A 20,466-nucleotide genomic window follows, 5' to 3' on the forward strand; every position below is an offset into this window, starting at 1 on the left:
GGTGCCCCCAAACGCAGCGTGACCCAACCGCTTTGGTTTTTTGCACTTTCGCGGTCCGCCTATTTTTAGCTGCAGGCTCGCGGGCTTCCGGTAAAGGTTAGTCGGCGTGCCCACCTGTTCGATGCGACCGTCCTTGAAGACAACGATGCGGTCCGCCAACGTCATCGCCTCGACTTGGTCATGCGTGACGTAGATCATGGTCACATCCGGCATGCTCTGTTTCAACTTCGCGATCTCGATTCGCGTAGCAACGCGAAGCGCCGCATCGAGATTGGACAACGGCTCATCGAAGAGAAAGACGCGCGGGTTGCGCACAATCGCCCGGCCGATCGCAACCCGCTGCCGCTGCCCGCCCGAAAGCGCCTTGGGCTGCCGTTGCAGGTATTTGTCGAGTTGCAGGATTTCGGCGGCTTTGCGCACCCGTGCATCGATCTCGGTTTTCGGCGTGCCGGCGATACGCAGGCCGAAAGCCATGTTCTCGTAGACGGTCATGTGCGGACAGAGGGCATAGGACTGGAACACCATGGAGATGCCGCGCTTGGAGGGAGCGACGGCGTTCATCCGCTCACCGTCGATGACGAGGTCGCCGGAGGTGATGCTCTCAAGGCCGGCAATCGAGCGCAGCAATTAACTGAGCTCAGAATGCGCGAGGTCGCGTCTTCACACCTGAACACGCCATTGAGGGTCGATTTGCGCGCCTGGTTCTTCTTCAGTGAGCGGTATAGGCGCCGTCCACCAGATAGTGCGCCCCCGTGATGAAGCTGGCCTGCTCGGACAGGAGGAAACACACGAGAGCCGCGACCTCCTCCGGCGTTCCACGCCTGCCCATCGGTTGAAGTGATGCCGCGCGTCGCGTACTCGCCGCCTCGATATGCTCTGACAGAAGTGGCGTTTCAATCCAGCCGGGACCGACAGCATTGATGCGAATATCGAATCTTGCATACTCCATCGCAGCGACTTTCGTCAGTCCGACAACCCCGTGCTTGGCTGCGGTGTATGCCGCTGCGGTGGGCAATCCAACGGAACCGAGCGTTGAAGACATATTCACGATTGCGCCGCCGCTCAGCTTACGCATCGCGGCAATTTCGCACTTCATGCAATAGAAAACTCCGTTGAGGTTGACATTCATCACCTTGTGCCAATTGTCGAGCGGATAGGCTCCGACTGGCGCGCGAACTCCATCAATTCCGGCGTTGTTCACCGCCAAATCCAAACCGCCACAGGTCTCGACCGCAAAATCGACAAGTCTCTGGACACTGTCACTGTCGCCGACATCGACGACAAAATCACGGGCGCGGCCTCCCTCTGACCTGATCGCAGCAGCAATCTCGTTTGCCGCTTCCGCATTGATATCGGCAACGACAACCTCGGCCCCCTCGTCAGCGAGTTGCCGGGAAACGGCGGCACCAATTCCCGAACCTGCCCCCGTTACAATCGCAACCTTTCCTTCCAGGCAAAGCTTCATCGTTTCGGCCCCCGTTGATGTGCTAATGTTCGATCAGAGCACGATTGTTGATGCAAAGGTTTTACGGATAAATGGAAGGGCATGGTATCACCCAGCTGTTGCCGGTTTTGTCAAAAGATGGCGTAGTCTAACTAGGAATGAACGGGATCGACCGAATCACTTGGCAGGTGGGAATGGACAGACCACATATTACACGCCGCGGGCTCGTGCTTGGTAGCCTGGCTTTGATGCTTTCTGGATGCGCTTCGGACGATAGGCCGCCATTGCGCTACGCATTTTCGATGGATCCGGACATCCATCCCCGCTATTGACGACGGGAGGTTGCGTATAGCGGCAGGGAACCGCCTGGAACTATCGTCGTCGATACGGCGAGCCGTTACCTTTACCTTGTGGAGGCGGGTGGACAAGCGACCCGCTACGGCGTTGCCGTCGGAGAGGAAGGACTGAGTTTCAAGGGTGAGGCCACCATCGGCCGCAAGGCGGAGTGGCCTTCGTGGAAGCCCACCGAAGACATGATTGAGCGCAAGCCCCGGCTGGCGAAGTATGCCGATGGGGTACCGGGAGGGCCACTCAACCCTCTCGGTGCAGCGGCCCTTTATCTCTACCAGAACGGACAAGACACCTTGTTCCGCTTGCACGGAACGAACGCTCCGTGGTCGATAGGCCACGCAGTTTCGAATGGCTGTATTCGCTTGACGAATGCGAACATTCTCGACCTCTACTCTCGAGCTCGTGTTGGTACACGCGTGGTGGTTATCTGACGCTGTTTACCATTTGAATCGCCAGATTGAGTATTTTGATATGCATCTGCTAGTGTAGATTCGTTGCATGGTTCATGCATATCTGCCCTATTCAGGGTGCTGATTGTCGCTAAACTTTAAGGTGTAGCCTTCGAAAGCTATCCCATTATGAGAAGAGGACTTCATGATAAGCAGAATTCTATTCGTGATCGTTGCGATGGTTGCCGTGGCCAATCTGAGCGCTTGTGGGACGATTGGCAAAGGCAAGGGGAAGGCCCCACCGCCGGCGGAAGCAGTCTACAAGTAGCATACCGCGTTTGATACTTGAGGAAGGGTCACGTTGACCCTTCCTCTTCGTACACCATAAACCGCCAGGCTTGTGCTTCTTCGCAACTCACAGCGCACGCGTGGACTTAATGCTGACTTCGGGCTCGTGTTCGTCAGGGCCTGCATCTGGAGCTTACTAATGGCGCTTGGAAGAGGCGGTGTGCCGCTAGTTATTGTGATGGCGGTTGTTCTATCATCGTGCCAGACAGAAGATCAAAGACCGTTACCGCATTATACGTCCAACGGCAGGGGCCTCGCTCCAACCAATGCGGCCGAAAACAAATCAAATCGGTATTTCATCGAGTTCCGCTCCCGCTATGCGCTCACCTACGGCCACACCTATGTCGTTTTCGGCCGGACGGATAAGAACGGAAATATGATCAATCCCGAAGTCGCAGGACTTGCCCCAGCTTCTCCTGATGCCGCGTCCTATGTCGTCGGCCACTTCATACCCGTTCAGGCCTCGACCGGAGCAACAGACGGTGACCTGGAAGAGCAGTACAGGTCGGCAAGCTGGCGCGTGATGCTGACTGATGATGAATATAGAGACACAATTGCGTATATACGCAAACTGCAGGCAAAATCCCATCACTGGGAGGCATCGGTTTATAATTGCAACGCCTTTGTTGCGGATATCGCACGGCATATGGGCTACAAGGCGCCCGGCATCTGGCTAAGGCCGCAACAGTTCATTACAAAGCTCCGGGAAATGAACACAGGTTGATGGCGCACGGGCATCCAAGAACGCAGATGCCCGCCTCCCTTTAAGCCCCGGGCGACATCGTTGTCGTCGACGCTCGAGGCGACAGGAAGATGATGCAGCCCGTAAAGCCGAACGCGATCGCCCCTATGCAAACCGGAAGGCCCGCCAAGCCTGAGTTCTATCGTTCGCCCAAAGGCCCTGCCGGCAAGGCACCCCTTCGGCGGGCGTGCGCCATTTTTCTATCTATCCATCGCATGGTCGGTGTGACCGCCAAACCGTGAGCCACGATGGAAGCGAGTATAATTAAGAGGACAGTGGCCCAAACAGTCTCAACCTTGTCGAAGTTGGCCTGCCCGGTCGCATAGGCGAGGTAATAGATCGATCCCAAACCTCTAATCCCAAATATCGCAATGATCATGCTCTCGCCAAGCGTATGACCCGTGCCCATCAGGCTGAGCCAACCGAGAACAGGGCGGACAATCACGAGCGTCAGGACGGCTACCGTCACGATCTTCCAGTCAATGTTTGCGAACAATGGTCCGCTGGCTACAATGGCTCCAAGACAGACGAGTAGAACCATCATTAAAAGCCGCTCTATTTGCTCCGCGAAGTCGTGGAGCTGCTGATGGAAGTCGTGCTCTCTTTCCGCTTGACGGAAAGCCACCGCAGCCAGAAAGACGGCGAGGAACCCGTAGCCGCCCAAGAGCTGCGTGATTCCATAGGCCGTGAACGTTATCCCCAGAGAGACAAACCCGTCTTTGGTCCGCGACAGACTTCGCACGCTGATCTTGAACGCCAGCCAACCGAACAGTTTTCCGCCCCCCCATCCCACTGCCACCCCGATTGCAAGCCGCCATACGATATCGACGGCAGCCCAGTGCTGAAAGACTTCTGAACCGTCTTTGGCGGCCAACGCGATAGCTACGGCGAGATGGATGAAGGGAAAGCTCAATCCGTCATTCAGGCCGGCCTCGGATGTCAGCGCAAACCGAACTTCATCTTCGATCCCGCTCCGGGGTGGTCCAACCTGGATATCACTGGCAAGAACCGGATCTGTTGGAGCCAGCGCCGCGCCCAACAAAAGGGCAGACGCGAGCCCAAGGCCAAGTATAGAGTACCCGAGACAGGCAATCGCGGCGATCGTGAGTGGCATCGCGATTCCCAGCAGTCGCCAGGTTGTCCTCCAACGTCGCCAGCCGATCGGTCGGTCGATTTTAAGACCGGCGCCCATCAACGCGACGATGACGACGATTTCGGTCATCCGTTCCGTAAATTCCCGGTTTTCCAGCGGATTGAACGGCGGCAGCAGCGGATACGGAGACCAGGCCAGGAGCATGCCCATGACGATGCACAAAATCGGTAACGATAACGGCATCCGCCGTAACACCATCGGCAGCCATGCGGTCAAAAGGATGACGATCCCCAGGATGCTCAGCGTTATGATGTAAGGGTCCATGACCGCTCCGTGAATTGTATCGGATTGGCGATACGCTTACACGTAAGCAGTGCTACAACACACCTGGCCAATGCAGGTCTTGTTATTCAAGGGTAACAGCGAACAACGACCCCTGCCGATAGGGCCGAAACGGCGAGTGCGCAACGGGCGTGAAGACAAATTTTGCCATTTTCCCGATCTCGGCGCAATGCATGCATTGTCGCTGCCCCCCCTCGGCCAGATAACCTGATCGCTTGAGATGTTTGTCGAAACGGGCACGTGATGCGACCAATCTTTTCCATTTCTCCCGAGGAATGCACCCTTGGCGTCAAGCCAAAAACGGCGGCGACCACGTCGTGAGAAAGCGGAGAGCGTGTGGGCACGAATGACTGCGTTGGACACCTCGTGAGAAACATTACGTTTAGAGCTAGCAGCATAAGTTCATTACAGAAGATGTCCATCTTTCGGTGATGCCGATACAGGCCCCGAGATGCGTAGGATCGGTGGCTATCGTCAGCATAGTCTCCTGCTCACTGGGTCCCTTTGTTGGCCAAGCGGTCACGTCGGCGCGAAGATCCTTGCGTCCAATCGGTGTTTGGTGCGTCATTTGACGTATTGGTGTTTCCTTGCTTCTGCCGTAGAAGTTGAAATCGATGATATCCGCACTTTTCCGTAAATAAACAACGTGGCGGTGCTGGTTGCCGAAACGATCATTAACTTTTTGATATTCCGGACCGGGACGTGCCCAGAATATCATGCTGAGGCGGGACGATATTTCCATGGCAACATACATCCTGACGACCGGCGATGACATCCTCACTGGAACTGATGGCGATGATATATTTGACAGTATGTATGGCCCGTTCTTTGGCGGTGGAGATCCCGGCGGAATCGATAAGATCGAAGGCGGGTTAGGCAATGATAACTTGCGCATTTCGGATCCTAATAACGGGGCGGACCATATCCCAGGTGGTACGGCTGATGGCGGTGATGGGCTTGACAGTGTTGATGTCTGGGCCGTGTTCCAAACAAGACCGACCTTGGGAACGATAGTGTTCAACAATTTTGAAGTTCTCTCCGTCAGTATGTTTCGTTCATTAACCGCGTCGATCGCTCAGTTATCGAGCTTCTCTTTGATAGATTTGGCTGGAGAACACTTCACGTTTTATCTCACCGATGCGGGCGGCACAGTCGATTTTTCGACGCGAATGAATACCTTTTCCCTAACCATCGACTGCTCTGCACTTACATCGGCCGCAACGATTACCTCGACAGCTGCTGCTGACACCATGATAGGTTCAAATTTTGAGGATTGGCTAAACGGCGGCGGCGGTGACGACACCTATGTCGCCAGCCAGGGTGACACGATCATCGAGTCTCTCAACGGTGGTACCGACTTGGTGAGGTCCGGTGCCACGCAGGCTCTGTCGGACAATGTTGAAAACCTGACTCTCACGGGCGTGGCGGCAATCAACGGTAAGGGGAACCTGCTGGCCAATATCATTATCGGTAATGACGGAGCAAATGTGCTGGATGGTGCGGGCGGGGCGGATCGCTTTGAGGGTGGGCTTGGCAACGACACATATATCACTGATGGCGGCGACACGATCGTCGAGGCAGCGAACGCGGGGAGCGACACCATCCGCTCGAGCGTTGCCAGTACGCTTTCCGCTAATTTCGAGAACCTGACGCTGATCGGGACCGCTGGCGTCATAGGCACCGGTAATGGGGTCGCCAATATATTGAACGGTTTGCTGAACACCGGCGCAAATGTGCTCTCCGGCCTCGACGGCGCGGACCTTTATATCGTCGGCGCGGGCGACGTCGCCACCGAGATCACCTCGGGTGAGGCCGGTGGCGCCGACACGGTGCAATCTGGCGTAACCTACGCGCTTGGCGACAACATCGAGCATCTGAAACTGACGGGCACTGCCTCAATCAATGGCACCGGCAACTATTTCGACAACACGATCACCGGCAACGGCGGTTCGAACGTGCTTGACGGTGTCACGGGAGCGGACAGACTAGTCGGCGGGCTCGGCAGCGACACCTATGTCACGGAAGGCGGCGACACGATTGTCGAGGCTGCCAATCAAGGCGCAGACACAGTGAAGTCAAGCGTCGATTATACGCTAGGCGCTAATATCGAAAATCTCTTGCTGACCGGCCTATCGGCACTTGGCGGCACAGGCAACTCGCTTGCCAACACCATCACGGGCAACAGCGCTGCGAATGCTCTGAACGGTGCAACCGGTATCGATCGTCTGGTGGGACGCAGTGGCAACGACACCTATATCACGGATGGTGGTGATACCATCGTCGAGGTTGCCAATCAGGGCACAGACACAGTGAAGGCAAGCGTCGATTATAAGCTGGACGCCAATGTCGAAAATCTCTCGCTGACCGGGAGCGCTGCGATTGCCGGCACCGGCAACTCGCTTGCCAACACCATCACCGGCAACAGCGCGGCGAACATCCTGAACGGTGTCACCGGCATTGACCGCCTAGTCGGCGGTAACGGCAACGACACCTACATAACTGAGAGCGGCGACACGATCGTCGAGGCTGCCAATCAGGGTATCGATTTGGTGCAGTCGAGCGGCGACCATACCTTGTCCAGCAATGTGGACAATCTGACTTTGATCGGTGCAAACGCGATCAACGGCACGGGCAACTCGCTTAACAATACCATCATCGGCAACAGCGCGGCAAACGTGCTGAACGGCGGAACAGGCTTCGATCGTCTCTTTGGCAGCAACGGCAACGACACTTATATCATCGACGGTGGCGATGCGATCACTGAGGCCAGCAATCAAGGCACAGATACTGTCCGGTCGAGCGCAACCTATGTGCTCGGGATCAATATCGAGCATCTGACATTGACGGGAACATCAACGATCAACGGCACCGGCAATTCGCTGGCTAACATCATCCGCGGCAATGCAGGCATCAATGTTCTCGAAGGGGGAAGCGGCGCCGACAAATTGGCTGGCGGCTTGGGTATTGATACACTGTTCGGAGGATCGGGTAACGATGCTTTCGTGTTCGATACCAGACCAACTGCCGCAACCAACCGCGATATCATCACCGACTTCTCCAACACGTCCACCAACAACGATGTGTTCCAGTTGGACAACGCTATCTTTACCAAGCTTGGGAGCGAGACGGAGGCGTTGAACGCAGCGTATTTCAAGCTGTCGACGCAGGCGCAGGATGCCAATGATTATATCGTCTACAACAACGAAACCGGCGGATTGCTTTATGATGCCGACGGCAATGGGGGAGCCGCTGGCGTGCAATTCGCAATGCTTTTCAACAACGCGACACTGACTGCCGCAGATTTCGTTTTGATCTGATGAGTGGTGGGGTAGACGTCGCGTCACGTACCGACCGACGTATGGCCGAGGCATCGCTCGGTCCTTATGGAGCGGAGCGGTCATTTGGCCAGTCTTGGCCATCGCCGCTTCTGGCGGATATTGGACCGCTTGCTCACGAAAACGCATGCCGGGCCCAGTCATCGTCATTGTCGATCAGCAGAGCATCAGGACCCCCGATCTGAAAAAAGCCTCGCTCCGGCATCATTTAAACCGACATTCGAGGTCAGGTGACAACTCAATCCTGGGCGTTGAAGCGTTGTTGGGGGAGGTGAGATTGAATATCCTCCCCCTAGTCGCGCCCGGTGAGAACTTTTCCCAAAAGCACGAATGCATCATAACCCATTTTTCCTCCGCCGTAGTGGATTGCTACGCTTGTGTCGTCGGCTTCCTTTTCGGCCTGGGCTAGAAGTGTATTGCGGAGGCTCTTGCCATCGCGGATGCTCACGGTCTTCACCTCAGCCATAACAATCTTCTGGCAGGCCAAAATTCAGCGAGCAAACGCCCGAAAACCGAGGCGCCAGTGCTCACATCCAGCAGCCACATCGGGCTGGGGGGCGTCCGCAGAACGTCGCCTCCCTTTACCAGCTCTTTACAGTTCATGAAGCACACTGTTGCCAAGCGCGATAAGTATCACGTACGCGCACCTCTGTTTCTCGCCCGCCAGTTTGGCGGGTTTCTTTTTGCCAGCGTACCGGAATCGGGAAAACCAGGCTTCCCATTCCACACCGCGGTACCTAAGGTTTCATTCTGGTTTCCCTCTCTGGGACGCCGCCTCCCCTCACCCACATTGCAGCCAAGTGTGGGATGGCACTTTGCCCCGCCCTCACACGGCGGGGTTTTTCCTGTCGGCCGATCATGGCAACGATCGAACCCACCCCCGATTGTTGTCGGATACGGACCGGGACGTTCGTCAAGTCTGGCCACGTGGCCTGACGGTTTTGTCGATGCAGATGACCGCCCTGCGCAAGGCCGCAACGACCCCCGAGGCGATTGGCGAACGTTCGGCCGATCGTGAGGACTGTCAAAAAGAGGGTCGCCTGATATTTTCACCATGCAGTGAAAAGCACGGGGCGTTTCGCCGGGACTTTTCATGGATCAAGCGGAGAACATAATGAGCACGGATCGTCGCCGCGCGTTAATGCAGCACCTGATAACAACGGAAGCAGCTGCGGGTCATGCGATCGACCGCGATGCGGACTTCATGGCATTGGTCGAACTCTGGATTGAAGGAGACGTCGACATGGTAGAAGTGCGTCGGCGGTATCGGATCATCTGCAAAGAGCGGCTCAAGCAGAAGCGAATTTCGGTAGCATCGGGCAAGGGTCAGACCCAGCCTGTACCGTTCACTTCGGAAGATGAACTTCTTGCGGAAATCGCACGGATAACCACGCCGGATCACACCGTATGAAATCCAGGTCTATCTCCCAGAGGCAAAGGATCTGCGCCAACGGGTTGGACCACGGGTGCTCTCGATCAGCTCCGACGTCTTCCCGCTGGCGGTCGCCGAGCTTCTAGAATCCCGAACGCAGCGACCGCTGGGCGACAGAAGCCAGCATATCGCCTCACCACGGGCGTAGATTGCGTCTGCATTTACCACCGCCAACGCCGGCGCAACGCCTCGTTGAACCACACTTCGGCATCATGATCTGCGCCCCCTGCGGAGTGGAAGTCGAGGGTATGGCCATGCCCGTTCTGTCGAAGCCAGGCTTTAAACGATCTGAAGGTCGGATGATCCATTTCTTTATCGGTCAGAGTTCGAAACCATATCGCACTCAGGGAGCGGATGGCATTCTCGGTTTCGGATTTTTCCATGCCTCATGCATCCATAGGTGGATCAAAGTTGAGAGCCGCCTTGCCGTTGGCGACGGCTGTCCCCAGACGGTCCAGAAGGTCCTGTGATCCACACTCTCCGAACCGGCTGCCGTGGGCTAGATCGGTTAACTCCGCTGAAGTATCGGATTCGTGAAACATCGTCGCCCTGCACATATGGGGAGATAGTTTGTATATGAATAACGGAAAATAAGCCGGAAGCAATAGACGGCCCAAAAGGCTACGGCGACATTGTCGGTGACGAGGGATACGGTGTTCACATAAGTCTCGCCCGATGCACGGACCCCGCGGCTCAACAGGCCACGCAACCAACTGTGAATGCTACCGGTTATCGTTATGCGGTGGGGGGAGCGGCTCAGAGAGAAGCTCAATTTCGGCCCGTTGGAGCTTGCAGCGTGACCAGCACGCGATGAGGACCAGTACGGTCGCAAACTCCGGCTCTGGAAACCGCCATCATGGAATGTGGAATCGCTCAGTGGAGCGTCGCTCGCAACCTCTTGTGCCTCAAGGAACGATGAGGGGCACCGTGGTGTCCCATACAGAACTCGAGGGCCGCGGTGGATGCCTCGTCTTCATTTTTAAACGGGCCAAGCACCGTGAGGGAATCATCCAGCACGATCGTTATCGTTCGGCGCTCCGGATTGTACACAAAGAAGGCGCTCTCCAACTCGGCGTCAATTGTTTCCACGATCGCCTCGCTATCTCTCAGAATGAGAGGTATTTTAGCTAAATGATATATTCACACCTCACCCAATTGGGGGAGGTCTTACACCTGTTGATCGGAGCCAAAACATTGACGCGAAGGGAGCTGTCGCCGCCGCGTTGCTTTCAATCCCAATATTCCCCGCCTTTGAGCGGCGGAATATGCTTTACGGTGCCCTGCGTGAAGAGACCTATCGTGACCAATAAACAAGGGATTAACAGAATAAGGCTCGATCCCATGGGGCGTTCGTCCTCCACACAGGTTGTGCTTTGACGGGCAGGAGATCAATTCGCCCAATAGTCTATTCCCCTACCTCTTCATCATCCGAGCGTGCAGGCTTGGCAAAACTTCAGCGTGTGCTAATTTTCATAATGCGTATGCGCAGAAGGCCCTCGGTGATTTGGCTTGGATGGCTTACTCATCGGGAGGTTTTACGCTCCAGGCTCACCGAGGTTGGTCCAAGTCAGCAAACAGCGCCAATCCGCTTTTCTGTCTCGACATATGCTGCATGTGCTGGGACTGTCGTTCGACAACTTCGCTTCCCTGATGCAGTTCCTGCCGTGGACCGTGCGTTGAACAGAGTTGGGCTATTGCCAGACCGCTCTCGTAACGCGTTGGTCGCGTTCAAAGCGGAGCATCAGGCGCTCCAAACCTCCTTGCAGCGAAAGGCCGTTGCGTGATGGGATCACACAACGGCCACTGGTTAGAAGGTTGTTCAGGCGCTTCCGTTCCACCGGCGATATTAATCAAGACACGGCTAGGCGCAATCGGCGGTGCTTAAAAAATTGCAAGACGCACGCAGGACGGCGACACGGCATCTATCTTTGTGGTTCTATCCTACGCGGGGGGTCGTGCCGAGACACGACCCTCTTGGACGCTTGGACGCTTGGACGCTTGGACGCTTGGACGTGTTAGTCGAGGTCTCACCCCAATTAGCGCAAGCCAAAAAATGACAGCACGGCAATGACGATGACGATCAGTCCAACGATATAGATGATGCGGTTCATGACGGGTTCCTTTCAATTTCAACGTGTTAAAATGCACATCAAAACGATTTGGTTCCTCTGGTGAGGCAGTGGCGTTGGGGGCCACCGGCTCTCTTCCTTCGGATACGCTCTCGACATCACAGTTGGAAGTTCGGACTATTGACACCTGGATTTTGACAGAAGGAAGCGAAGTCCGCGAGAAATCTTTCGGCCCTTTCTCGATTGGATGGGGCCTTGAGATTCTCGAGGATCTGTTCCGGCGTGTCCTTCATCACCGGAAGTCGAAAGAAAAGGCTTTCATTGAAATTGGAACTTACCGTCGCAAGCACCGTTCGCAGGATGTTTAACATGTCGTCTCCGCGGTGTGAGGCATGGACAAGAGCAATGGATTTCCCAATCACCTGATCCCCTGAAACGAGCCAATCGATCGCATTTTTCAAGCCGCCGGGGATGCTGCGAACGTATTCCGGGCTGGAAATGAGTAACCCGTCACTCGCCGAAATCGCCTGTTTAAACATCCGTACGCTATCCGGCTCGTCAGACCCTTCGAGATCGGGCGAAAAGACAGGCAAATCCCCTATGCCATCAAATACGTCGATGACGATACCCGTAGGCGCCATGCCCTGCATCGCCTTCAACAATGCAGTGTTGGTGGACAGTCGGCGCGCGCTGCCTGAAATTGCGAGTATCTTCATGAATTCACCGATCGCGATGCGCAATCGCTTTTATGTCACCCGTTAGTTCCTTGCTGAGGAACCACCTGAAAGGTGGTAGTGGGGCGGACTTTGACACACGGTTTCGCTTCGCTATATCGGCAACCATATTCTTGCTGACGGCGAGGTCGCGAGCTGCGAGGGCTTGCCCGTTCGGAATTCGGGGTGTTTGTGGGAACGGCTAATGATTGAGGCAGCCAACACCAATCGCCCCTTCCAAGGCAAAGCCCTCGCAGCGGTGTTACGCGATCTTGCCCAAATCAACGCGATCGCGCTCAGCCTTAAATACGACCTCGCTCCGCTGTCGGAGAACGACAAGGCATTGGGCATGCAACCGCTTGCCCCAACGCAAATCTCCAGTGAACTTGAACACATAGCTGCAATTGTTACCCGGATTGTCCTGGAAACATTTGAAGGCTGAGTCCAACGAGTGGTACGAGGCAAACGACCAGATCGAATAGCATCAGGCCGCCTGGCAGGATGAGGGCACGGCCTTGAACCGCTTGCGTTGGAGGGAGCGTCATTGGCATGACCCCACCACCGACTTCATTGCTGAGCTTTTAAGGGTCGCGAACAACGTCGAGACGCTGGGCGCGACCGAGGTAAGCCGATTGCTGGATCGGTCGATCGATACGATACGAGACATGCGCCAGCAAATCGGCGTCGAGCAGAACCGCCTAAGCCGTGACGTCGTCATCTACCTTCAGACTGCGTCGGCCAGAGCAAGGGGACTACCGCCCGATCAGGCGAAAGACGCCTTGCTCGATGCAGCCGACACGATCCGCACGCTCAAGATGGTGTTGGACGCAAAGAATGAGCATATCGAGGAACCCTGAAGATGCAGCATGACCCTGCAGTGCTTTCCGCCGGAGCCGTTAGTGGATCACCCACGGACTAAGTAGAGCGACTGCCAGGGCACGGTCCCGCAGGCCCAGGGTCGTGTGGGCATCGCATTGCCATCGGCGTCGCAGCGAGGCGACACCATTAATTCGCCTGCGCGTTTATCATTCCGTGAGTGGATGGAGGCATACCCGCACCTTCTCCATTTCCCCAAATAATAACGACCATTAGCCCGATTGTTATGGCAATCGATCCGGCTAGGACAATGTGAAGAATGTGCTTTAGCATGGCGGCATTTACATTTCCGTTCGAAAACGTGTGGCCGGTTAAAACCAGAATTTGAGAAAATGATGGAGATTAAAAAGCCAGTGGCTGCGGCTCCCACTGGCTTACCCCGCCTGATTTGGTGGCGGAGAGAACACCGGCAAAGACGGGGATCTTCTCCAGCGATAGTTTTCACTATCACACGATCAAACTGAACTTTTCTGACGTGAGCCTGAAGGGGGGCAATGTCCTCAATTCCTGACTACGAAACCAACTGCGCCTTACTCACAAGCTAAAGGTCACGCTGTGGTTATGTAATCGCGAGATCAATAAGTATGGTTGCCGAGCAGACCGGGAGGGGTGTCGACCGGTCTCGGACCATCCGGCCAGGGCATCGCCGCCATCCATTCGCACCTCGTGTACAAAAACCTTCCGACCCACGAAAAAGCCTGGGACCGGGCGATTTAGTCTCCCTTAATCAACAAGCAATCTGCCTTTCGACGCCATCAACAGACTTAGCTCAACACCCGACGGGCCGACCTTTTCGAAAAGTTCTCTGGCCTCGTTCCAACTGAGGCAGTATCGCTGCCGAAATTGTTCAAGCGTGAATGGTTCGATTAGTCTATGATTTTGCTTGGACTCGATATCAGTCATGCCCGCCCACTCCGAAAAGGTGATTGTTCTTTTTGGTCTAGACATTCGCCAAAATTTTCCCGACTGACGGGCGCGGCCTTCAAAGTCTAGATCGTCCATTCCAGCACACCGGCTTCAGCGGCAGCACATGTTTTTCTTAAGGGTGCGAAAACGCACCCGCGAGAAAAACTTTACCGTTTTTGCGGTGTTGTGCGGAATATGTTGCCGCCCTCGCACTCGCGCCCATTCATTCCGCCCCGATCGGAGAACTGCACCGGAGCGCGCGCCGCCACGAGCGAGACCCTGCCTAAGTCAACCACCTACTTCTTCCCGACAGCAATGTCGGAGGCCGACCAATTTGGGCTAATGAAAGCCAATCATGAGCAAGCTGAAGCTGCACAATTGAAGTTGATCAGCGAAAAGCGGTGGGAGAGATTCATCGACGCAATCAAAGTTGCGCTGTCGCCTCCCATCGTCCTTCTGCTGATCGGGTTGGTAATCCGCTGGGTGCTCACAGGCCTCCGCAGACAAGCGCCCCCAGAGCCCTGACACCCCATCCGTCCACGCTAGAATTAGAGGGACACCCAAGCGCCGTCCGTTATCCTGACGTCCTGCCGTCCTGCCTTCAGTAGTTTATCAAATAGCGTCTTCGCCCACGCGAACGATAAGCTTCCCAAAGTTCCCTCCCTCCAAGAGGCCGATGAACGCTTCGGGAGCCCGCTCCAGGCCGGCGACGATGTCCTCCCGGTAGCGCAAGGCGCCAGAGGCGATCCACTCGCTCACTTCCTTGTAAAACTGCTCCCGCTGATGGACGAACTCGCGCTGGATGAAGCCGCGGATCAGCAGGCTCTTCGTCAGGACGGTGCGCATAACATCGGGCAACCGGTCCTGTTGCGCCGCTTGGCCGGGACGCGCATTATATTGGGCGATGAGGCCGCAGACGGGGATCCGTGCAAAAGGATTGAAAAGCGGAAAAACCGCGTCCCAGACCTTGCCGCCGACAGTCTCGAAATAGACGTCGATGCCCTGAGGGCAGGCCTTGGCGAGCCGCTCGTTAAGATCGGGGCTGCGGTGGTCTATGGCTGCGTCGAAGCCAAGTTCGTCTTGCAGGTAAGCGCACTTTTCCGGCCCGCCGGCTATACCGACGGCGCGGGCACCCCTCAGCCGGGCGATCTGCCCGACGACCGAGCCGACCGCGCCGCTGGCCGCTGCGACGACGAGTGTTTCACCAGGCTTCGGCTGACCGATATTGGCAAGGCCCGCCCAGGCGGTGAACCCAGGCATGCCGAGCACGCCGAGCGCGGTCGTGACGGGCGCGACGGCTGGATCGAGCTTACGCAATTCATTTCCGTTTGAAAGCGCGTAGTTCTGCCATCCAGAATGGGACAGAACCACATCACCTTCTGCAAAAGCGGGGTTTCGGCTTTTTATAACCCGGGCGACAGTTCCGCCCTCCATAACCGCGCCTATCTCGACCGGCGCGGCATAGGATTTGGCGGCGCTCATGCGTCCGCGCATGTACGGATCGAGCGAAAGGTAGAGGATCTTGAGCAGGACTTGACCTATGGCGGGTTCCGCGACGGGGCCAGTGTCGATGGTGAAGTCGGCGATCGTCGGAGCACCAGTCGGGCGTGATGCGAGCAATATTCGCTGGTTTCCGTTCATGATTTGTGGCTCCTTGAGCGAGTGGAGGATCAATCGCGCCGGGGCCATCGTAACCAAGACAAGATCGCGCGCGATCCGGACATAAAAAGGGCCCCTGCATCTGATCTTCGCAAGGACCCTAATGCCGGAGCGTTCGACTTCTACCGGCGGCCGAATTTATCCATATGGGCTCGCCTCGCGTCAATGCTTGGCTCCGACAGGAGTGCCCCCGCTGCGTCAGCGGTCAAAACACCAAGATCACAGGCAACAGCCACAATCAATTCTGCGACTGAACACGGGTGTCATAGGGTTGCGGATGGGTCACGTGGAAACTATTCTGAAGTCGCGGCGGCGAACCCGCCGATCTCGCAACCTCCGGCGCGCCTCAGCGCACCGAGCAGTTCCGAGTAGAGTGCCCAAGGCGTCAAAGAGAGAGCGTCGCTCGACATCGGAAGCCTGCTGCAATGGCCGTTCTGCGTGCGTCACTGGGCGCCTCTGCGGGCGTGCATCTATGATTATGACGGATGGGAAGACGATAGGGGCTTTTGGTTGATACGGCGCCGGCCGCTGAACAGTTGCCCAAAATCTGTTGCGCGGGACGGCTAGTCCTCCGTGATGTAGCCGTCTTCGATGCAGTGCTGCTTCATTGCCAGTAGCGTGGGGTCGGTCTTGGCCATTCCGCATACGGATCGCATTGCCGTTTGCTCGTATAGTTTTGCCTCGGCATTCGCCGCGCCGTTCTCCTTCCAAGCGAGGTAGGCGCCGCACGCGATACCTACGGCGCACGTTGCGGTCAAAATAACGGCCTTCAACCACCCAAACATGCTCCACCTCCGAAAGCCGCCACCACGCAGGCTGCCATTTCTAGGAGGCCCGCATGGCCACCGACTAGACCGACAAAAGGACAATCATGACTACCCCCGCCACCACCCAGGCGGGCGGCATTGCCGTGCCTGCCGCTATTGTCCATGCGAGGCTCATATGCTGAGAGATGAGCGATTTTATGCCAACTCATATAGTGACCCTGTCTCCGCCACATCTGGGAATACAGCCTACGGCGTACCACGACGCTTTATCCGATTGCGCGCCGCGACCCCCTCTTTCTCCCGATCTTCACCGCCATCTTCGGTAGGGCAACGATCGGTGCGATTGGGGTCACCATCGCGGGGGTCATGAGTGCCATTGCGACGACAGCTATTTCCAAGGGAGTTCAAATCCGATGACGGGGCATATGTGTAGTAGTTCGCCAACATGAAGTAATAATCGCGACGGACACCAAGGGGACTGGCGAAGGGAAGCCATCGTGTGGCCTCGGCAAAACGGCCCGGCTTCAACGCCAGCAGTGGCGGCAAGGCCGAGCATGCACTAACACTAAACCCGGATCACCCCATGGGGGCAGACCAGACCAGTCATCGCACATTAAATTCCATGTTCCGTTAAGTTGACGATGCCGTGATCTGACTGACAGGTGGCCTGACATCGCGACTGCCGTCCCCATAGTTTCGCGGCCGGTTTAATAGATACGTCTTCCTTCCATCGATTCAAAATTGACTGATTTTTGCCCACACAATCGGTGAAGCTTATTATTTGTACATATATGTATAGACAACAATCATGAAAGATGGTGCTATGTCCTCGGCATCTGACAACAGCAGATCAATGGCAGGGCCTGATGAATGTACCGGCACTCTTCGATCTGACCGGGCGAAAGGCACTTGTAACAGGTGCCAGCCGCGGTCTCGGGCAGGCGATCGCCCAGGCGCTCGCATCCGCCGGGGCGGATGTCGCGATTACTGCGCGCGACGTTAAGGGCTTGGAAGAAAGCCGAACGTGCATCGACAACGCGGGCAGACAGGCCCTTGCCTATGCGCTAGATGTTCGGGATGTCGATGCCTGCTCTTCCGTCATCGACGCCGCGTCGCATGCGTTGAACGGACTGGACATCCTGATCAACAATGCCGGTTATGAAGAAATCCGGCCCTCCCTCGATGTCGACGAGGCGTTGTGGGACCGGATCGTATCAATCAATCTGAAGGGTGCGTTCTTCTGCGCGCAGGCCGCGGCGCGCAACATGGTCGCGCTCGGCACTGGCGGCTCCATTGTAAATCTCTGCTCGCTGACCTCCTATGTCGGTGTTCCGACCGCGGTTCCCTACGGCTCTTCGAAAGCCGGCCTCATGGGCATGACGCATGCGCTTGCCGCAGAATGGGCGCAGCATGGCATTCGCGTCAACGCCGTAGCTCCCGGCTATTTCCGCACGGCGATGACGGATGTTTTTTACCAGGACGAAGCATGGCAACAGGCGATGCTGGCAAAGATTCCGCAACGGCGCTTCGGCGCCATGGAGGACATGGCGGGCGCAGTCGTCTTCCTTTCGAGCGATGCGTCCCGTTATGTCACGGGGCATTGCATACCGGTGGATGGCGGCTACCTCGCCTCGATCTGAACGTTTTACATGCGGCGTTGTCGCCGCGCAAGGAAAGCATGATGCAGGTTGCACTTAGGGGATCGTCGATCAAGGCAAAACCGGAGGGGGTCGCAATTGCGGTATCCGTCAAGGCCGTGAACATGGTCTATGACGGCGTCCATGCGGTGCGTTCGGCGTCTTTCGATCTCGAAACGGGAAAGTTTCTTACGATCCTCGGCCCCTCCGGATCCGGCAAGACGACACTGCTGCGATTGATCGCGGGCTTCCAGCGGCCGACCAGCGGCGAGATTTTCATCAACGGCGCCGCCGTCAGCGCCGTGCCGCCGCATCGGCGGTCGATCGGCATGGTGTTCCAGAAGCTGGCCCTTTTCCCCCATATGACCGCCGCAGAGAACGTCGCCTTTCCATTGAAGATGCGGCGCAGCGATGCGCGTGACATTCCCGCCCGGGTCGAGCGCTATCTCGACATGGTGCGTCTTGGCGGCTACGGCACCCGCCGGTTGCACGAACTGTCGGGTGGCCAGCAGCAGCGCGTGGCGATTGCCCGCGCGCTGGTGTTCGAGCCCGACCTGCTCTTGCTCGATGAACCACTCGCAGCCCTCGACCGGAAACTGCGTGAGGAAATGCAACTCGAGTTCCGCCGCATCCAGCGCGAACTCGGCGTGACGACGATCAATGTGACCCACGATCAGCGGGAAGCCCTCGTCGTGTCCGACGAGATCATTGTTATGGACGGCGGGGAAATCCAGCAGAAGGCGAGGCCGGCCGAGACCTATCGAAGCCCGTCCAACGCCTTCGTCGCCAATTTCATCGGCGTGACAAACTTCCTCGATGCGCCGGACGGCGAACGCCGGGCAATCCGCGCGGAAAAGATCCGCATCGCGCCGACCCGCGACGGATTGGACGGTGCCGATACGATCGTCGAGGGGGTCGTGGCGGATGCCATCTTCGAGGGCGAGAGGGTCGTCTACGAGGTTCGGGTAGCATCGCTAGGCGATGCGCTGCTGCGGGTTTTTGATCATGATCCGTCTGCACACAGCCAGCTGGAAGCAGGGTCCGCTGTTCATCTCGGCTGGACCGCCGGAGACGTCCTGCACTTCAAGCCGTAAGCCGGAGAAACCGGTCAAACCAGAGGAGAATGAACATGAGCGAAGATAAACTGACATCCTTGACTATCCGCCGCCGCCGGTTCCTACAGGGCGCGGCGACGATCGGCGGTGCTGCGGGCCTGTCGTCACTGGGCCTGTCCAGCGCCTTAGCGCAGGAGCCTGAAAAGCCGAAGGAACTGATCGTTCGCGCCTGGGGCGGCAGCTGGGTCGACGCGCTGAAGGCCGGCGTCTCCGATAGCTTCACCGCAAAGACCGGCATTGCTGTCCGCCACGATCTGACCGAGGACAACGAAATCCAGCCGAAGGTCTGGGCGGCCGTAGCTCAGGGCCGCGCGCCACCGATCCACATCAACTGGGACACGACCACCAACGCCACGAAATCGGCGCTGCGCGGCGTAACCGAGGATCTGTCGGATCTTCCCAACCTCAAGAACACCACCGATCTTGCAAAGCCGGTCGGTCTCGACGGCTATCCAATCGTCAACACCTACGGTTATGTTTACGTACTTGCCTACCGCCCGGAAGCGTTTCCGAACGGTGCGCCGAAGTCCTGGAAGGACCTGCTCGATCCCAAGTACAAGGGCCGCATCGCACTCTACAATGACGGCATCGGCTTCCACTTCCCCGCACAGGTCGCCGGCGGCGGCAAGCTGGAGGACATTCCGGCCAACATGCAGCCGGCCTGGGATTTCGTCGCCAAGATGAAGGAGCAGCAGCCGTTGCTCGGCGAAGATCCGGATTTCACCACGTGGTTCCAGAAGGGCGAGATCGACGCCGCCTGCACGATTTCCACCAATGCGCGCGAGGCCAAGAAAAACGGCATCGACATCAAGTGGATCGTGCCGGAGGAAGGCGCCAAGTTTGATACCGACGGCCTCTGGATCCCCAAGGGCCTGCCGGCCAACGAGCTTTATTGGGCGAAGGAATATATCAATCACTCGTTGACGGTCGAAGCCCAGCAGATCTGGCTCGACGGCCTCGGTCTGCCGGGCGTAGTGCCGGGCGTAAAGCCGCCGGCCGATCTCGTCGATGATCCCTCCTATCCGACCACCGAAGATGCCTTCAAGCACCTGATCCGCATCTCCTCCAAGGTGCAGGTAGAAAACGAGAGCGAGTGGTTCTCGAAGTTCAAGGCGATCATGCAGGGTTGACCTCTCGGATGTCCCACACCCCAGCCCTTTCCCCCCAGGGGAGAGGGAACGACAAAGGTTGCCACTGGGTTCTTCTCCCCGTTTGCGGGAGAAGGTGGCCAAAAGGCTAGATAAGAGG

At 56.9% G+C, this 20,466-nt stretch carries 17 protein-coding genes and 2 pseudogenes; 10 read left to right on the forward strand and 9 right to left on the reverse strand.

Annotation, left to right across the window (positions count from 1 at the left end; genetic code table 11):
- Window positions 1-51: 51 nt before the first annotated feature.
- Together QO002_RS28505 and QO002_RS28510 are read right to left on the reverse strand one after the other, a co-directional pair.
- Window positions 52-627: pseudogene (locus QO002_RS28505) on the reverse strand (ABC transporter ATP-binding protein); the annotation flags it as partial.
- A gap of 82 nt (window positions 628-709) precedes the next feature.
- Window positions 710-1,465, reverse strand: a complete 756-nt coding sequence (locus tag QO002_RS28510; protein ID WP_307236354.1) for an SDR family NAD(P)-dependent oxidoreductase — start codon at window positions 1,463-1,465, stop codon at window positions 710-712.
- Window positions 1,466-1,638: 173 nt separating this feature from the next.
- Here QO002_RS28510 and QO002_RS28515 point away from each other — a divergent pair.
- The 3 genes and pseudogenes from QO002_RS28515 (at window position 1,639) to QO002_RS28525 (ending at window position 3,256) form a co-directional block, all read left to right on the forward strand.
- Window positions 1,639-2,226 (forward strand): annotated as a pseudogene (locus QO002_RS28515) (L,D-transpeptidase).
- Window positions 2,227-2,392: 166 nt separating this feature from the next.
- Window positions 2,393-2,512, forward strand: coding sequence for an ABC transporter (locus QO002_RS28520; protein WP_307236295.1), 120 nt, complete (start codon window positions 2,393-2,395; stop codon window positions 2,510-2,512).
- A gap of 159 nt (window positions 2,513-2,671) precedes the next feature.
- A complete protein-coding gene (locus QO002_RS28525; RefSeq protein WP_307236356.1) occupies window positions 2,672-3,256 on the forward strand; it encodes a hypothetical protein in 585 nt (194 codons plus the stop codon).
- Window positions 3,257-3,413: 157 nt separating this feature from the next.
- Here the strand turns inward: QO002_RS28525 and QO002_RS28530 are convergent, their stop codons facing one another.
- The gene (locus QO002_RS28530; RefSeq protein ID WP_307236359.1) at window positions 3,414-4,691 is read right to left on the reverse strand and encodes a cation:proton antiporter; all 1,278 of its coding nucleotides are present in this window, start codon (window positions 4,689-4,691) and stop codon (window positions 3,414-3,416) included.
- 406 nt (window positions 4,692-5,097) lie between these two features.
- The gene (locus QO002_RS28535) at window positions 5,098-5,451 is read right to left on the reverse strand and encodes a hypothetical protein (RefSeq protein WP_307236361.1); all 354 of its coding nucleotides are present in this window, start codon (window positions 5,449-5,451) and stop codon (window positions 5,098-5,100) included.
- Between the two features lie 427 nt (window positions 5,452-5,878).
- On the opposite strand from QO002_RS28535, the gene QO002_RS28540 reads away from it, so the two are divergent.
- Entirely contained in the window at window positions 5,879-8,026 is a 2,148-nt protein-coding gene (locus QO002_RS28540; RefSeq protein WP_307236363.1) for a beta strand repeat-containing protein, read from the forward strand.
- Window positions 8,027-8,336: 310 nt separating this feature from the next.
- Here the strand turns inward: QO002_RS28540 and QO002_RS28545 are convergent, their stop codons facing one another.
- Entirely contained in the window at window positions 8,337-8,510 is a 174-nt protein-coding gene (locus QO002_RS28545; RefSeq protein ID WP_307236365.1) for a hypothetical protein, read from the reverse strand.
- 648 nt (window positions 8,511-9,158) lie between these two features.
- Here QO002_RS28545 and QO002_RS28550 point away from each other — a divergent pair.
- Window positions 9,159-9,455, forward strand: a complete 297-nt coding sequence (locus tag QO002_RS28550) for a hypothetical protein (RefSeq protein WP_307236367.1) — start codon at window positions 9,159-9,161, stop codon at window positions 9,453-9,455.
- Between the two features lie 182 nt (window positions 9,456-9,637).
- Here QO002_RS28550 and QO002_RS28555 read toward each other — a convergent pair whose 3' ends face one another.
- Window positions 9,638-9,859 (reverse strand): hypothetical protein, encoded by a 222-nt coding sequence (locus QO002_RS28555; protein WP_307236370.1) that lies wholly within the window; start codon window positions 9,857-9,859, stop codon window positions 9,638-9,640.
- A gap of 1,844 nt (window positions 9,860-11,703) precedes the next feature.
- Entirely contained in the window at window positions 11,704-12,261 is a 558-nt protein-coding gene (locus QO002_RS28560) for an NADPH-dependent FMN reductase (protein ID WP_307236372.1), read from the reverse strand.
- Window positions 12,262-12,463: 202 nt separating this feature from the next.
- On the opposite strand from QO002_RS28560, the gene QO002_RS28565 reads away from it, so the two are divergent.
- Both QO002_RS28565 and QO002_RS28570 read left to right on the forward strand, forming a co-directional pair.
- On the forward strand, window positions 12,464-12,700 hold the full coding sequence (locus tag QO002_RS28565; protein WP_307236374.1) for a hypothetical protein: 237 nt from the start codon (window positions 12,464-12,466) through the stop codon (window positions 12,698-12,700).
- A gap of 73 nt (window positions 12,701-12,773) precedes the next feature.
- Window positions 12,774-13,115, forward strand: coding sequence for a hypothetical protein (locus QO002_RS28570; protein WP_307236376.1), 342 nt, complete (start codon window positions 12,774-12,776; stop codon window positions 13,113-13,115).
- Window positions 13,116-14,652: 1,537 nt separating this feature from the next.
- On the opposite strand, the gene curA is transcribed toward QO002_RS28570, so the two are convergent.
- Together curA and QO002_RS28580 are read right to left on the reverse strand one after the other, a co-directional pair.
- Complete coding sequence (curA, locus tag QO002_RS28575; protein ID WP_307236378.1) at window positions 14,653-15,681, reverse strand: NADPH-dependent curcumin/dihydrocurcumin reductase; 1,029 nt, start codon at window positions 15,679-15,681, stop codon at window positions 14,653-14,655.
- Between the two features lie 581 nt (window positions 15,682-16,262).
- Window positions 16,263-16,484, reverse strand: coding sequence for a hypothetical protein (locus tag QO002_RS28580; RefSeq protein WP_307236380.1), 222 nt, complete (start codon window positions 16,482-16,484; stop codon window positions 16,263-16,265).
- An 848-nt stretch (window positions 16,485-17,332) separates the two neighbouring features.
- Here QO002_RS28580 and QO002_RS28585 point away from each other — a divergent pair.
- From QO002_RS28585 to QO002_RS28595, 3 genes are read left to right on the forward strand one after another with little or no spacing between them, the layout of a single operon-like run.
- A complete protein-coding gene (locus tag QO002_RS28585; RefSeq protein WP_307236383.1) occupies window positions 17,333-18,106 on the forward strand; it encodes an SDR family NAD(P)-dependent oxidoreductase in 774 nt (257 codons plus the stop codon).
- 41 nt (window positions 18,107-18,147) lie between these two features.
- Window positions 18,148-19,197, forward strand: coding sequence for an ABC transporter ATP-binding protein (locus QO002_RS28590; protein ID WP_307236653.1), 1,050 nt, complete (start codon window positions 18,148-18,150; stop codon window positions 19,195-19,197).
- 35 nt (window positions 19,198-19,232) lie between these two features.
- A complete protein-coding gene (locus tag QO002_RS28595; protein ID WP_307236385.1) occupies window positions 19,233-20,348 on the forward strand; it encodes an ABC transporter substrate-binding protein in 1,116 nt (371 codons plus the stop codon).
- The last annotated feature ends 118 nt before the right edge of the window (window positions 20,349-20,466 follow it).

Source organism: Pararhizobium capsulatum DSM 1112 (assembly GCF_030814475.1).
GTDB classification, from domain to species: Bacteria; Pseudomonadota; Alphaproteobacteria; order Rhizobiales; family Rhizobiaceae; genus Pararhizobium; species Pararhizobium capsulatum.

What these genes read in the sequence shown, in the direction of transcription:
- curA (WP_307236378.1), bottom strand. Translation starts at nt 15,681, where the DNA reads ATGAACGGAAACCAGCGAATATTGCTCGCATCACGCCCGACTGGTGCT.
- QO002_RS28585 (WP_307236383.1), top strand. Translation starts at nt 17,333, where the DNA reads ATGAATGTACCGGCACTCTTCGATCTGACCGGGCGAAAGGCACTTGTA.
- QO002_RS28560 (WP_307236372.1), bottom strand. Translation starts at nt 12,261, where the DNA reads ATGAAGATACTCGCAATTTCAGGCAGCGCGCGCCGACTGTCCACCAAC.
- QO002_RS28565 (WP_307236374.1), top strand. Translation starts at nt 12,464, where the DNA reads ATGATTGAGGCAGCCAACACCAATCGCCCCTTCCAAGGCAAAGCCCTC.
- QO002_RS28545 (WP_307236365.1), bottom strand. Translation starts at nt 8,510, where the DNA reads ATGGCTGAGGTGAAGACCGTGAGCATCCGCGATGGCAAGAGCCTCCGC.
- QO002_RS28555 (WP_307236370.1), bottom strand. Translation starts at nt 9,859, where the DNA reads ATGGAAAAATCCGAAACCGAGAATGCCATCCGCTCCCTGAGTGCGATA.
- QO002_RS28530 (WP_307236359.1), bottom strand. Translation starts at nt 4,691, where the DNA reads ATGGACCCTTACATCATAACGCTGAGCATCCTGGGGATCGTCATCCTT.
- QO002_RS28525 (WP_307236356.1), top strand. Translation starts at nt 2,672, where the DNA reads ATGGCGCTTGGAAGAGGCGGTGTGCCGCTAGTTATTGTGATGGCGGTT.
- QO002_RS28540 (WP_307236363.1), top strand. Translation starts at nt 5,879, where the DNA reads ATGAATACCTTTTCCCTAACCATCGACTGCTCTGCACTTACATCGGCC.
- QO002_RS28580 (WP_307236380.1), bottom strand. Translation starts at nt 16,484, where the DNA reads ATGTTTGGGTGGTTGAAGGCCGTTATTTTGACCGCAACGTGCGCCGTA.
- QO002_RS28510 (WP_307236354.1), bottom strand. Translation starts at nt 1,465, where the DNA reads ATGAAGCTTTGCCTGGAAGGAAAGGTTGCGATTGTAACGGGGGCAGGT.
- QO002_RS28595 (WP_307236385.1), top strand. Translation starts at nt 19,233, where the DNA reads ATGAGCGAAGATAAACTGACATCCTTGACTATCCGCCGCCGCCGGTTC.
- QO002_RS28550 (WP_307236367.1), top strand. Translation starts at nt 9,159, where the DNA reads ATGAGCACGGATCGTCGCCGCGCGTTAATGCAGCACCTGATAACAACG.
- QO002_RS28535 (WP_307236361.1), bottom strand. Translation starts at nt 5,451, where the DNA reads ATGGAAATATCGTCCCGCCTCAGCATGATATTCTGGGCACGTCCCGGT.
- QO002_RS28590 (WP_307236653.1), top strand. Translation starts at nt 18,148, where the DNA reads ATGCAGGTTGCACTTAGGGGATCGTCGATCAAGGCAAAACCGGAGGGG.